The 12804-nt window shown below is 64.2% G+C and carries 14 protein-coding genes; 6 read left to right on the top strand and 8 right to left on the bottom strand.

All coding sequences use genetic code 11. The annotated features are described in order from the left end of the window. Nucleotides 1–220: 220 nt before the first annotated feature. The 3 genes from UC34_RS23865 to UC34_RS23855 form a co-directional block, all read right to left on the bottom strand. Nucleotides 221–1588: a sensor histidine kinase gene (locus UC34_RS23865; protein WP_044458618.1), complete on the bottom strand. Its 1368-nt coding sequence runs from the start codon at nucleotides 1586–1588 to the stop codon at nucleotides 221–223. 29 nt (nucleotides 1589–1617) lie between these two features. Further along, nucleotides 1618–2429 (bottom strand): IS5 family transposase gene (locus UC34_RS23860; protein WP_157122994.1). Its coding sequence is split into 2 segments (ribosomal slippage): nucleotides 1618–2081 and nucleotides 2081–2429, totalling 813 coding nucleotides; the frame shifts between segments, so codons are not numbered across the junction. An 85-nt stretch (nucleotides 2430–2514) separates the two neighbouring features. Further along, the gene (locus tag UC34_RS23855; RefSeq protein WP_044457448.1) at nucleotides 2515–3186 is read right to left on the bottom strand and encodes a response regulator transcription factor; all 672 of its coding nucleotides are present in this window, start codon (nucleotides 3184–3186) and stop codon (nucleotides 2515–2517) included. Nucleotides 3187–3460: 274 nt separating this feature from the next. On the opposite strand from UC34_RS23855, the gene UC34_RS23850 reads away from it, so the two are divergent. The 3 genes from UC34_RS23850 (at nucleotide 3461) to UC34_RS23840 (ending at nucleotide 6427) form a co-directional block, all read left to right on the top strand. Continuing rightward, a complete protein-coding gene (locus tag UC34_RS23850) occupies nucleotides 3461–4501 on the top strand; it encodes an ABC transporter substrate-binding protein (protein WP_418303917.1) in 1041 nt (346 codons plus the stop codon). Between the two features lie 193 nt (nucleotides 4502–4694). Next, complete coding sequence (locus UC34_RS23845) at nucleotides 4695–5528, top strand: ABC transporter ATP-binding protein (protein ID WP_044457447.1); 834 nt, start codon at nucleotides 4695–4697, stop codon at nucleotides 5526–5528. A gap of 53 nt (nucleotides 5529–5581) precedes the next feature. Further along, nucleotides 5582–6427: an ABC transporter permease gene (locus tag UC34_RS23840; protein WP_157123384.1), complete on the top strand. Its 846-nt coding sequence runs from the start codon at nucleotides 5582–5584 to the stop codon at nucleotides 6425–6427. 113 nt (nucleotides 6428–6540) lie between these two features. Here the strand turns inward: UC34_RS23840 and UC34_RS23835 are convergent, their stop codons facing one another. After that, nucleotides 6541–7143: a BPSL1445 family SYLF domain-containing lipoprotein gene (locus tag UC34_RS23835; protein ID WP_044457445.1), complete on the bottom strand. Its 603-nt coding sequence runs from the start codon at nucleotides 7141–7143 to the stop codon at nucleotides 6541–6543. On the opposite strand from UC34_RS23835, the gene UC34_RS25550 reads away from it, so the two are divergent. Continuing rightward, nucleotides 7138–7488, top strand: coding sequence for a hypothetical protein (locus tag UC34_RS25550; RefSeq protein ID WP_157123287.1), 351 nt, complete (start codon nucleotides 7138–7140; stop codon nucleotides 7486–7488). The two genes, UC34_RS23835 and UC34_RS25550, sit on opposite strands and share 6 nt — an antisense overlap. 36 nt (nucleotides 7489–7524) lie before the next feature. Here the strand turns inward: UC34_RS25550 and UC34_RS25545 are convergent, their stop codons facing one another. Genes UC34_RS25545 through UC34_RS23820 form a run of 3 tightly spaced genes read right to left on the bottom strand, consistent with a single transcriptional unit; the run spans nucleotide 7525 to nucleotide 10054 of the window. Continuing rightward, a complete protein-coding gene (locus UC34_RS25545; protein ID WP_157123286.1) occupies nucleotides 7525–8016 on the bottom strand; it encodes a hypothetical protein in 492 nt (163 codons plus the stop codon). Between the two features lie 41 nt (nucleotides 8017–8057). Further along, the gene (locus UC34_RS23825) at nucleotides 8058–8939 is read right to left on the bottom strand and encodes a response regulator (protein ID WP_052811221.1); all 882 of its coding nucleotides are present in this window, start codon (nucleotides 8937–8939) and stop codon (nucleotides 8058–8060) included. Nucleotides 8940–8950: 11 nt separating this feature from the next. Continuing rightward, the gene (locus UC34_RS23820; RefSeq protein ID WP_052811219.1) at nucleotides 8951–10054 is read right to left on the bottom strand and encodes an ATP-binding protein; all 1104 of its coding nucleotides are present in this window, start codon (nucleotides 10052–10054) and stop codon (nucleotides 8951–8953) included. A gap of 332 nt (nucleotides 10055–10386) precedes the next feature. Here UC34_RS23820 and UC34_RS23815 point away from each other — a divergent pair, with 332 nt between their 5' ends. Then, nucleotides 10387–11103 (top strand): flagellar basal body L-ring protein FlgH, encoded by a 717-nt coding sequence (locus tag UC34_RS23815; RefSeq protein ID WP_167370681.1) that lies wholly within the window; start codon nucleotides 10387–10389, stop codon nucleotides 11101–11103. Continuing rightward, a complete protein-coding gene (locus UC34_RS23810) occupies nucleotides 11103–11636 on the top strand; it encodes a hypothetical protein (RefSeq protein ID WP_052811216.1) in 534 nt (177 codons plus the stop codon). The genes UC34_RS23815 and UC34_RS23810 overlap by 1 nt, the downstream gene beginning before the upstream one ends. Here UC34_RS23810 and UC34_RS25540 read toward each other — a convergent pair. Further along, a complete protein-coding gene (locus tag UC34_RS25540) occupies nucleotides 11536–12660 on the bottom strand; it encodes a hypothetical protein (RefSeq protein ID WP_157123285.1) in 1125 nt (374 codons plus the stop codon). The genes UC34_RS23810 and UC34_RS25540 overlap by 101 nt on opposite strands. Nucleotides 12661–12804: the final 144 nt, after the last annotated feature.

Genomic DNA, 12804 nt, shown 5'->3' with positions numbered 1-12804 from the left:
CTGCTTGAGGGGATTTCTGCGAAGACCCCGAATATATCAGGGTTTGTCCTAGCGCATCCAGTCGAGCGTATGTTTCAAACGACATTCTTGACCCAAGACAAGCATAACGCCTAAGTTCACGACGTTATTTCATACGGTTGTGATTTTCTTTCAGGCGGCGACACGGGTATACCACGCGCCCGCCAGCGGCTTATCGGTAACGTGCACCGCTTGACGCGACTCATAGGGCGTTGCTTTCGGTCTCCAAATCGACAGGGAGCGTGACAGTGACGATCAGGCCTCGACCGTCGTCGCCGGGCGCGAGCGTCACCGACCCATGGCTGGCCGTCGCGATCTCCCTGACGATGGCCAGGCCCAGACCGGTGCCGGGCTGCCCTGGCGGCGCATTGCGATAGAAGCGCTCGAACACGCGCTGACGCGCCTCGGCCTGAATGCCGGGCCCGTCGTCGATGACGCGCAGGCGGGCAGTGCCGTCGGGACAGTCGATCGCGACCGTCACGCGTCCACCCTCATGGATGTAGCGGATCGCATTGTCGACAAGATTCATGACCATCGCATGAAACAGTTCGCCGTTGCCCGCGACCCACACATGCGCTTCGGCGGTCTCCAGCCCCAGGTCGATGTCGCGTCGCTGCGCCAGCGCCACGAGTTCTTCCAGGACGCCGGCTGCCACGCTCACCAGATCCACACGCGTTCGCGAGAAGGCCGGGGTGTCCGCGGCCTCTGCCTGAGAGAGCAGCAACAACTTGTTGGTCAGGTCCGCGAGCCCCCGACTGCTGGTCTGCATCGCGGCGAGCACATCGGCAAGGGCCGCACGGTCGTCGAGCTGAGCGGCGAACTGCAACTGCGTATCGAGCAACGTGAGCGGCGTGCGCAACTGGTGTGCGGCGTCGGCCACGAAGCGGCGCTGTTGCTGCGCTTGCGCCGAGAGCCGCTGAATGCACAGGTTGATCGCATCGACGATGGGGCGCAGTTCCGTTTGCAACTGCCCGGCACGAATCGGCACCAGTTCCTGCGGCGCGCGTCCGGCGACCTCGTCCTTGAGCCGGATGAGCGGGTGGAGCTCGACCGTCAGGCCGATGAGCACCAGTACGGCGGCCAATGCGGCCATTGCGATCTGGCGGTGCAGCGACGGCTCCCACAACTTCGCCAGCATGTCGTCGCGCGCATGCATCGTCTCGGCCACCACGACCGCCACCCGGTGCGGCACGCCGGAGTCGTACATCGTGCGCACGAAGCTGATCGCGCGCAGCGGCTCGCCGTTCACGGTGACGTTCGAATAGGTGGGCACCGTCTGAGGAAACAGCGGCGGATGCGGAAAGTCGGGTGGCCCGGCGAGCAGCCGGCCGTCTTCCGTGATGACCTGATAGAACACCCGGTCGCGCGCGGGGGACGCGAACAACTCCAGCGCCGAGGGCGGCACACTCGCGCGCAGCGTGCCGTCGACCCAGGTCAGTTCGCCCGCAATCACCTGAGCGGACGTGAGCAGCGCGCGGTCCTGCACGAGTTCTGCCGTGTCGTGCGCGCTGCGATAGGACAGCCAGCCGCTCGCGCCGATGTACAGCGAGAGCGGCAGCATCAGCCACATCAGCAGCCGCACGCGCAGGCTAAGAAGCTCTAACAAAATGATTTCCTGAGATGGCGCCAGCAGATGATGCAACCAGCCATTTTCAGGAAGGCTTCGTGAATGATTGCGAGGCGCTCGAAGCGGACTCGCAATCGCTTGAAGTTGTGCAGCCACGCGATGGTTCGCTCGACAACCCAACGCGTCTTGCCAAGACCGCTGCCGTGAGGCTCGCCGCGGCGAGCAATCTCGGTGGCGATGCCGACGGCGTGCAGGGGCTTGCGGTACTTGTCGTGGTCGTAGCCGCGATCACCCTGAACGATGTGCGGTTTAGACAAGGGGCGACCGCGCTTGCCTCGAATCGGAGGAATCGCCTCGATCAGTGGCAGCAGTTGGGTAATGTCGTTGCGGTTGGCGCCCGTGAGTATCAGCGACAGTGGAATGCCTTGGGCGTCGGTCAGGACGTGGTGCTTTGAACCTGGTCGCGCGCGATCTGTGGGGTTAGGTCCTGTTTTTGACCCGACCCCACTGCCCGGATAGAAGAGGAATCGACGACTACACGAGACCAGTCGATGCGATCGGCCGCACGGAGCTTGGCCAGAAGTACCTCGTGCAGACGATCCCAGACGCCAGCCTTCTGCCAGGCATGTAGCCGTCGCCAGCAACTCATGCCTGAGCCGCAGCCCATTTCCTGCGGCAGCATTTCCCAAGGGATGCCGGATTGCAGAACGAACAGGATGCCCGTGAGCACGGCACGATCGTCCAGCGGCTTGCGCCCGGGATAGCGGGCGCGCCGAGGCTTCGGTGGCGGCAGCAGTGGCTGGATGATTGCCCACAGTTCGTCGTCGAGTATTGGTTTGGCCATGTCCTTTGCGCAGCGATGACTGCGCAAAGGTTAACAAAAATCACTTTGAGTTAACAGCCCCCGTAAACTCATTTTGTTAGAGATTCTAAGCATCTTTTTCGCGCAGCAAATAGCCGAGCCCGCGCAGGGTCATGATCGCCGCGCGGCTGGTCTCGAGTTTCTTGCGAAGACGATGGATGTAGATCTCGATGGCGTCCGCGCTGGGCTCGTCATCGAGACCGAAGACGCCATCGACGAGCGCGCTCTTGGCGACGGTCTTGCCCTGCTTGCGCATGAGAATTTCGAGCACGGCATGCTCGCGCGAAGGCAGCGCGAGCGGCGCGCCCCCAATGGTGAACTGGCGCGTGCCGGAGTGATATGTCAAATCGGCGCACACCAGATCGGCGCTTTGCTCCGGTGCGTGGCGGCGTGCGAGCGCTTTCACGCGGGCGATCAGCTCGCGCACTTCGAAGGGCTTTACGAGGTAATCGTCGGCCCCGGCCCCAAGGCAATCGACCTTCTCGTCGACCGAGCCACTGGCCGTGAGAATGATGACGGGCACGTTGTTGCGCCGCTCGCGCAGCCGTCGCAGCACGTGTTTGCCGCCGAGCTTGGGCAGCATCAGGTCGAGCAGCACGACGTCGTACGTTTCCGTTTGCAGCAGACGGTCGGCGGCGTCGCCGTCGCGCGCGGCATCGACAGTGAAGTTGTCGTCGCGCAGCATGCGGGCGAGCCAGTGGGCCAGCGTCTCGTTGTCTTCGATGAGCAGCAGTTTCATGACAGGAAAGCAGAATGCGACGCGAGTGTGCCCGGGGAACGACGGCGAGCCAACAGCGGGTAAACACCCATGAGGCGCCGCCGAAAACCTGCATATGGCGAAAGCTTGATGAAAGCTTCGGTTTTCTACAATTTGCGGCAAGGCAGGGCGAACGCATCGCAGGACCGCTGCCGTGGCCGCGTGAGACGCATCGAGTCCACGCCAGGCCGGCTGGCGCCGACCGACGATTCGGGCGGCCCGGGCCATTATCCCTAAAAACGATGGAGACACCACAATGCGAGCAAGCCCTGGCGTGCGTGCGCCGAAAGCCTTCGTGAAACCCATTCTGGCGGCCGTCCTCGGCGCGTCGCTGGCGTTGGCTGCGGCCCCCGGGTTCGCCGCCGACAGCGGCAAGGTCACGATCATGGTGGGCGGCATCACCAAGATGATCTATCTGCCGGCCAAGCTGGCCGAGCAGCTCGGCTACTTCAAGGAAGAGGGGCTGAACGTCGAGTTGCTGTCGCAGCCCGCTGGCGTCGACGCCGAAAACGAATTGCTCGCCGGCGCCGTTCAGGCCGTGGTCGGCTTCTACGATCACTCCATCGACTTGCAGAGCAAGGGCAAGGAAATCCAGGCGATCGTCATCTTCGGACAGGTGCCGGGTGAAGTGGAACTGGTTAACGCCAAGAGCAAGGACACCATCAAGAGCATGGCCGACGTCAAGGGCAAGACCCTTGGCGTGACCGGTCTCGGCTCGTCCACGAACTTTCTTACGCAGTACCTCGCGGCCAAGCACGGCCTGAAGTCGTCCGACTACTCGGTGCTGCCGGTCGGCGCCGACAACACCTTCATCGCCGCCATCAAGCAGAACCGTATCGATGCCGGCATGACGACCGAGCCGACCGCCTCGCAGCTCATCAAGACCGGCGACGCCGCCGTGCTCGTGGACATGCGCACGATGGAAGGCACAGTCGCCGCATTGGGCGGCGCGTACCCGGCGTCGAGCCTGTACGTGCAGCGCGCTTGGCTGGACAAGCACAAGCCCGAAGCCGCCAAGCTGGCCCGCGCGTTCGTGAAGACGCTCAAGTACATCAACACGCACTCGGCAGCCGAGATTACCGAGAAGATGCCGAAGGACTACTACGGCAACAACAAGGCGCTGTACGTACAGGCCCTGCAGAATTCGCTGCCGATGTATTCGCCGGATGGCCGCATGCCGAAGGGCGGGCCGGAAACGGTGCTCAAGGTCCTCTCCGCGTTCAATCCGAACGTCAAGGGCAAGCACATCGACCTGTCGAAGACGTACACCAACGAGTTCGTCGATCAGGTGAAGTAAGCCGGGTCGGGGGCGCGCTGCCGATGACGCGTGCACCCGTAGACCCTGCAGTCCCGCCGCACGGTCCCGACGACGCGCGGCCCATTTCCGCTTTTCGATGCAATGCCGAGCGCCCCTGACGAAAGTCCGGTGTGTGGGGGCGCTCAGCCAAAAGCAACCGTAACAACCGTTCCGACGCTACCAGGAGCCGGGCATGACCCAGACCCTTACCCCCACGGCACCGGCACGCGCAGCAAGCGCCGTGTCCCGCGATACGCCTGCCATCGAGTTCGACAATGTGTCGTGCCGCTTCATCTCGCCGGACGGCAAAGCCACCGTCGCGCTGCGCAACTTCAGCATGTCGGTGGCGCGCGGCGAGTTCGTCGCCATCGTCGGACCGACGGGTTGCGGCAAGTCGACCACGCTCTCGATGATTACCGGCTTGCTGCGCCCGACCGCTGGCAGCGTGCGGGTGATGGGCCAGCCCGTGAACGGCATCGACCCGCGCATCGGCTTCGTCTTTCAGAACGACGCCGTCTTCCCGTGGCGCAGTGTGCGCGAGAACGTGGCCGCCGGGCCGCTGTTCCGTGGCCAGTCGAAAGACGCCGCCTATGCGCTGGCGGACGAATGGATTCGCCGCGTGGGGCTCGACAAGTTCGGCAGCCACTATCCGCACCAACTCTCCGGCGGCATGCGCAAACGCGTGGCGCTGGCGCAGACGTTCATCAACAACCCCGAAATCCTGTTGATGGACGAACCGTTCTCCGCGCTCGACATGCAAACGCGCACGCTGATGCAGGACGAACTGCTGCAACTGTGGTCGTCGACCTCCGGCTCGGTGGTGTTCGTCACCCACGATCTGGAAGAAGCGATCGCGCTGGCCGACCGGGTGTTCGTGCTCACTGCGCGCCCGGCCACATTGAAGAACACGTACACGATCGATCTGCCGCGTCCGCGCGTGATGTCCGAGATTCGCTACGAACAGCGCTTCATCGACATCTCCCGCGAAATCTGGGCGGACCTGCGTGAAGAAGTGAAGATCGGCTGAGCAAGGACGAACAAGGAGTCATGGACATGAGCGAACAAGCTGTGGTGGCAGCAATGGCGGGCATCGGCGACGCCGATCTCGCCCGTGAGGAAGCGGCGGCGCAACGCCGTATCAAACAACGTCGCGCGCTGGTGGTGTTTCTGCGCGTGGCGATTCTGGTGCTCGGGCTGGGCGGCTGGGAATTGGCCGCGCGCCTGGGCTGGATCGATCCCTTCTTCTTCTCGCAGCCGACGCTGATCGTGCAGCAGATCTACGACTGGTGTGTCGAAGGCACGTCGCAGGGACCGCTGTGGACGCAGGTGCTCGTCACGCTCGAAGAGACGGTGCTGGGCTTTCTCATCGGCGGCGTGGCCGGCGTGATCTGCGGCATCGTGCTCGGGCGCAACAAGTTGCTTTCCGATGTTTTCAGTCTCTACATTCAGATCGCCAACTCGATTCCGCGTGTGGTGCTCGGCTCGATCTTCGTGATCGCGTTCGGTCTGGGCATGGCGTCGAAAGTCGCGCTGGCCGTCGTGATGGTGTTCTTCGTGGTGTTCGCTAACGCCTTCCAGGGCGTGCGCGAAGCCGATCGCTACATGATCGCGAATGCGCAGATTCTGGGGGCGTCGCGCCGTCAGGTGACGATGTCGGTCGTGATTCCGTCGGCGTTGTCGTGGATTCTCGCGAGTCTGCACGTGAGCTTCGGCTTCGCGCTCGTGGGTGCGGTCGTCGGCGAATTCCTCGGGTCGAAGCAGGGCATCGGGTTGCTGATCTCGACGGCGCAGGGGGCGTTCAACGCGAGCGGCGTGTTCGCGGCCATGATCGTGCTGGCGGTCGTGGCGCTGGGTGCGGATTGGCTGCTCACCTCGCTCGAGAAGCGTTTGCTGAAGTGGCGTCCGGCCGCCTTCTCGAACGAGTAAGCGCGTCGGATCGCTTTGCCGCCGGCATCGACAAAGCGGCGCCCCCTGTGAAGGGTGGCGCCGCTTTTTCCTTTGGAGACGACCCGGGTGGTCAGTCGTCAAACGTCAGTACGTCAGATCTTGAGCTTCGTGACCTTCGTGCCTTCGATGTTCAGGTTGGCCATGAGACCGGCGTTGGTCATCACGATCACCTCCACCGGCGAGGTGGCGGTGTTCAGATCGACCGCACCGTTCGCGCCGATCTTGACCACGGCCACCGAGGCGTCGGCACCTGCCGTCCAGCCGTCCGTGCGCTGGAATTTGTCGAGGGCGTCTTGTGTCATGAACAGGAAGATGACGGCCTTCGACTGGGCGCCGATTTGCAGGCCGAACGAGGCGGTCACGGTGTTGTAGTAACCCTTGGTGGCGCCGCCGACACGCAGCGCGCCTTCGCCGTATTCGCCACCCACGACGAAGCCGGCTTGCAGCACGGACGGGAACACCAGTACGCCATGCGCCTTGTTGACCAGCTCGCGCGAACCCTTCACGGACGCGTACATCTTGTCGAGCGCACCGCTCACGGCGGAATCGATTTCGCGACGCTTGTTGGTGTTGGCGCCGGCGGAGCTGTCGCTCTTGTCGGCTTGCGACGGCGTGGTGGTCGTGCAACCGGCCAGCGCAAATGCGGCGGCGGCGAGCGCGACGGAAGATTTCATCAGGAATTCGCGTTTTTGCATTTTCTCCCTCCGGAAAGCGTGTGCCGCGCGCAGAGCGTGACGGCGTGGATGCGGATAAAACGTCAGACCGATGAGGATGCTCCTGACGGAGCGAAGCCCAACGGCAATGAAGCGGATGATGAGGACGGTCGTTTTGGCATCCGTCGGATGCCGGTGACACCTTTCGAACCTTTACCGCAATCCGCGTGGATGCGGGTGACCGGCCAGAGAGCGTCGCGTGCCATCCGCTTTCATGATCGAGCCTCTTTCGAGCTTTTCGAGCATGGATGGCAATGCATCGGCGTGACGTCGATTATGCGGTCTCTGCCGGTATTGTCAAGAAAATCGCGCGATAAGTTCCGCTAACGTGCTGCTAACTTTCGCTAACTTGTAGGCGCCCGCCTACGTGCACTCGCGCATGTATTGCTCTTTGAGCGCTTTGCGCGGGTTCGTGCGTGTAGGAATGTCGACGCGATTGCCTGCGGGCGAGTCCACCCGTTGATCGCGGGTGTACACCGGCTTGTCCGGCGTGTTGGCGATCTTGTCGGCAAGTGCGCGGCAATGCTCGCGACGATTGGGTTCGGCAGCTGCGGCGGTCGCCGACTGCGCTGCGGCCTGATCGCGTGCGGCCTGGGAGCATTGCTCGGCGGGCAGTGCGCGACCGACGCTGTCGAAGCATACGGGCGTTTGTGCGAACGCAAAACCGCTGGCGCCGAGCAAGGCGGTGGCGGCGGCGATTTTCCACCGCGCGTGCAGGGACCGCCGAGCGGTTGGTTTGCCGTCAAACTCGGGACTGCCAAGTAAAGCGGGCGTGGCGCCGGAGGTTGCGCCGGCAGGTTTCGATGGCTCGGAACACAGGAACATCGGGGACAGCGTGGCGGTGCGGCGTGGCATCGACATTCTCCTCAATGGATCCCGCTTTGGCGCGGGTGCGCCTATTCTGGCATCGCCGCGCCCGGGTTGTCGATAGCCGCGACGTCACGTCGCGTCGCGAGCGCACCCGCACGGTCCGTGCGCAATTCGAGCCGGTACCCCACGCCGTAGATCGAGCGCACGATTTCTTCGTCCGGGCGGATCGCCTGCAACTTGCGACGAAGATTCTTGATGTGGCTGTCGACGGTGCGGTCCGCGACCACGCGATGGTCGTCGTACATGCGATCGAGCAGGTGGGCGCGTGGAAAGGTCTTGTCGGGATGGCTCGCCAGCGTGGCGAGCAGGCGTAATTCGACCGGGGTAAGGGGCAGTTCGTGTCCGTCGAGTCGGGCGTGATGGCGCACGGCGTCGATGACGAGCGCCGGCGTTTGCGGCGCGGTGCTGCTCGCGGCGGCGCCGGCCAGCACGGCGTTGCCCCGCACCCGACGCAGAATGGCCTTGACGCGCGCCACAACTTCCCGCGGGCTGAAAGGCTTGCAGATATAGTCGTCGGCGCCCAGTTCGAGCCCCAGCAGGCGGTCGGTCTCGGCCGCGCGGGCGGTGAGCATCACGATGGGCACCTCGGAGACCTCGCGCACTGCGCGGCACACCTCCAGGCCGTCCATACCCGGCAACATCAGATCGAGCAGCACCAGTCGTGGCTCGGTGACGCGCACGGCGGGCAGCACGTCCCGTCCGTCCGTCAGAATCCGACAGGGCATGCCGGCCACACGAAGGTACTCGGCGAGCAATGCCGCGAGCTTCGGTTCGTCTTCGACGATCAGGATCGGGGCGCTGTCGGCGAGCGTTGCCGCAGTGGGCGGCGCCGCGACGCCCGCCGGAGAAGAGGGAAGCGCAAGTGTGGACGAAATGCTCTGCGAGGATGTCGACGAATGCGTGTGCATGGCGGGTGAGCTCAACTCAGGGTCGTCAGGGTTTGCGTGCCGAAGCACGCGGTGGCCGCGCTCAGTGCACAGACCGATGAAGGGGAGATGAGGGCGGCCTCGTTCTGACGCGGCAGCGTGATCGACAGCGCCAGCCCCCCCAGCGGCGAATGCCGCGCGACGATCTGGCCGCCGTGCGCTTCCACGATGTGTTTGCACAGCGCCAGTCCAAGGCCGGCGCCGCCGCTGCGCCGACTGCGCGAGGCCTCCACACGGAAGAGTCGCTCGAACAGGCGGGGCAGCGCGTCGTTCGGCACGCCGGGCTCGGAGTCTTCGATTTCGAGACGCAAATGCGCGTCAGTTGCCGACAGATAAACGCTAACCGCGCCACCGCCGTCGGTGTAGCGCAACGAATTCTCAAGCAGGTTGCCGATCAGTTGGGTGAGACGGTGCAGGTCGCCGTCGACGACGAGCGTCTCGTCAGGCAGATGGACGTTCAGCGAAATGCCCTTCGCGTCGAACCAGTCGCGAAACGCGCTCACGGAGGTCGCCACACGTTCGGTCATGTCGACCGGCGCAAATTCGTAGGTAAGCGCGCCCACATCCGAGAGCGACAACTCGTACAGATCGTCGATCAGCTTCGATAGCTGGGAGATTTCCACGCGCAGCGAGGCGAGCGCGTCCTGCGTGAGCGGTCGCACGCCGTCCTCCATCGCTTCGATTTCACCCCGCAGGATCGAGAGCGGCGTGCGCAGCTCGTGCGAGATGTCGGCGAGCAGGTTGCGACGCAAGCGGTCGTTTTGCGCCAGCGTGTCGGCCAGCCGGTTCAGGTCGACGGCCAGCCGGGCAAGCTCGTCGGCGCCGGCGGTGGGCACGCGTACGCTGTAGTCGCCCGTGGCCATGCGGTGCGTGGCGTCGAGCAAGGGGGTGACGGGCACGAGCAGGCGCTGCGCGACGCGCAACGCGATGGCGCCCAGCAACGCGACGCCGAGGATCGCCAGATACATCAGGTTGTCGCCACGCAGCCAGTCATGCCCGCTCACGGCCGCGCGCACGACGACCGTGGTGGCCGCCATCGTGACGAGACCCGTCGCGAAGATCGCGAGGAACAGCTTGCGGGCGATGCCTGAGTTCATGCGTTGCGTGCGTCCGACTCAATGGATGGGAGAACCGGCTCGACGGGGACAAAGCCACGCGAGCGAAATGACTCGACCCAGTCTGGCGCGAAGGCGGCCTGGCCCGGGTCGGCGCGCCATTCTCTCAGCTTCGGCGGGCGGCGCGTCGGGCCTCCACAAATTTTCCTCTATTTGTGCGCAGTGGCTCCACCGGCGCTTCTTACTATGCCTCTCGAGGGCGGTAGCCGCGCCGTCGTCGTCGTGTTTTCGGGCGGTATCGCCGCCCATCGTTTCTCTCATTCTCGAAAGACATCCGGATGCGGTATCCGGGAACGGCGCGGGGGCGCCTCACCATGTCGAAACTCTCGATGCTGGCGCACATGGCTGCGCGTGTTCTGCGGCGCGCACCGGCGCGGGCGGCAATGTTTGCGGTGCTCACCATGACGGGCGGCGCGCTGGGCGGGTGTTCCAGTGCCCAGGTGACGACAACGCCCATGGCCGTGATGCCGATGCCGCGCGTGGCGAACGTGCAGACCGCAGGATCCATCTATCAGCCGACGACGGCGACGAACTGGTTCGAGACGCCGGTGGCGCACCGTGTCGGCGACCTGCTGACGATCGCCGTGTCCGAGAATTCGACCGGCGCGAGCAAATCGCAGAGCGATACCACGCGCAATGCGAGCGCGACGGCCAAGAGCGCCAAGGCCGACGGGGCCGATTCGGTGCTGGAGCGGTGGTTCAACATCGGTCAGCAGGCCAGCAGTTTCAAGGGAAATGGCAGCAATACGTCGAGCTCGGCGCTGACCGGCACCATCGCTGTGGCCATCGTGGAGGTGTTGCCCAACGGCGCCTATGTGGTGGGCGGTGAAAAGCAGGTCATGCAGGGACGCAACATGGAGACGTTCCGCTTCACCGGCGTGGTGAATAAATTCGATATTTCTCCGGCCAACGTGGTGGCCTCGAGCAAGGTCGGACAGGCCAGGGTCGCGCGTGTGGACGACGGCCAGGTCGCCAGCGGCGCCAGCGGCGGTTGGTTGCAATCGATTCTGCTCGACGTGTCGCCCTTCTGATGAAGCGCCTCGCGACGGTGCTGGCGCTGGCAGCGACGGCCAGCATGAGTCTGGGCGGTTGTTTCTTTGCGACGCCCGCACCTGTGATCGCGGCGCAGGTGGCGGCCACGATGGTGTCCACCGGCGTAGTACTCTCCGATCAGTTGCCGTCGGTGGCGCCGCCCACGCAGCCGGCTGCGCCCGAACTGCTCTCGCGCGGCATGTGCATCGAACTCTCGCCGGACGGCATTTCCGATCTGTTACCCGCGATTCAGGGTCGGCTGCGGGCGTATGGCATCGTCAGCACGATCTACAGCCCTGGCACCTGGCCAACGGGCTGTGTCGTCCTCAATTACACGGTGCGGCGCGCGTGGCGCAATTCGCTTTGGGGAAACTCGCCAAGCGAGTATCTGGCGTACGCCACGCTCACGCTCAGTCAGAACGGGGCCGTTATCAATACGGTGTACTTCGACGGGCGGTCGTCGACCGTGCAATCGTGGGCGGCGTCGAATTCGCGGATGGCGCAACTGGTGGATCGGCTGGTCGTTTTTTGACGTCGCCGGGACGGGACGGCGAGACCAGGCTGGCGTAAAGCCGATGCCGATGCGGCATGACATAGACGTTCACGTTCGATGGCTTCATGCGAGACAGCAGGGCGATGTCCTTCGCCGTGAGCTCGGGCCATCGCAACAGGTAAATGGCATGTTGCGTCTTGGTCGTGAAACGCTCGGCGGGGGCGAGCGCGAGAATCTCCTTCAACTTCGCGGGCAATTCCACGAAGTCCGTATCCGTACGCAGAACGTCCAGTCTGGCGCCCGACAGTCTGGCGAGGGCGTTCGTCGAAAGGGCGGGGTACAGCGCGTGAAGGCGACGTGCGTACGCCATGGTGCTTTCCCCCCGGTGCGGGGGGCGGCTTCGGGCGATATCGAGCAACGGGCCATATTGGTTGTCGCTTCCGATGCGCGGAATTCTGCATCGCAGGCTCGAATGCTGGACGTACGTACGTTCCCGAGTGGATAGCGATGGGTATGCCTGAAGGATTCGGCGTCGGTAAGCAGGGGTGAACTCGCCCTTTTCCCGCGGCAAGTCGTTAAGAATGCAGGCGATCGCCTGCGGTATCGGCCCGATGCGGTCGTGTCTGATCTGCGACAGCGAGGCCCCCGACGCCTGCGCGATCGCCGCTTCGTCGTACCACGGGTGCTGCAGGCGAAGTTGTCTGGCGATTCGGATCTTGAAGTGTCCCGCGTTGGGACGGTGGATGTGTTGACTCGACACGCTTTGGGTCGCTGCCTTGGCTGACAACGCATGTGCACGCAACGTCGACACGTTCGGGGGCGACAAGTGCGGCACCGGCCTGCCGGGCTGCCAGTCAGGATGCGCGTTCGGCGTCGTTTGCGTCAGCGCGAAGTCCGAGACGGGCGCTTGCCGGGCGACGCTCAGGTCCAGTGCCATCGCCTGCGCGGCAAGACAGTTGTCGGGGGGCGGCACGGGAGACGGAGGCCGAAGTTCCGACGGGGGCTGATACGGCAGCCAGTGGCGCGACGCATCCGTGCTGTGAGAGTGTCCGTTGATACACATGTTTCACGCTCCGACACAGCGGATGGCGCGCCGCATCTCATCAGTTTCGTCCCCAACGAATCGAATCGCCGGACCACCGACCTGTCGGCAAATCGTGGCACCCAAGGGGCGGGTCGACCTTCGAGATTCGCCCAATGGCCCGGA

Origin of the sequence: Pandoraea vervacti, from assembly GCF_000934605.2 — a bacterium.
Classification (GTDB): Bacteria; Pseudomonadota; Gammaproteobacteria; order Burkholderiales; family Burkholderiaceae; genus Pandoraea; species Pandoraea vervacti.
Note: the sequence above shows the minus strand (reverse complement) of the source record. Positions and strands in the feature narration are given on the sequence as shown.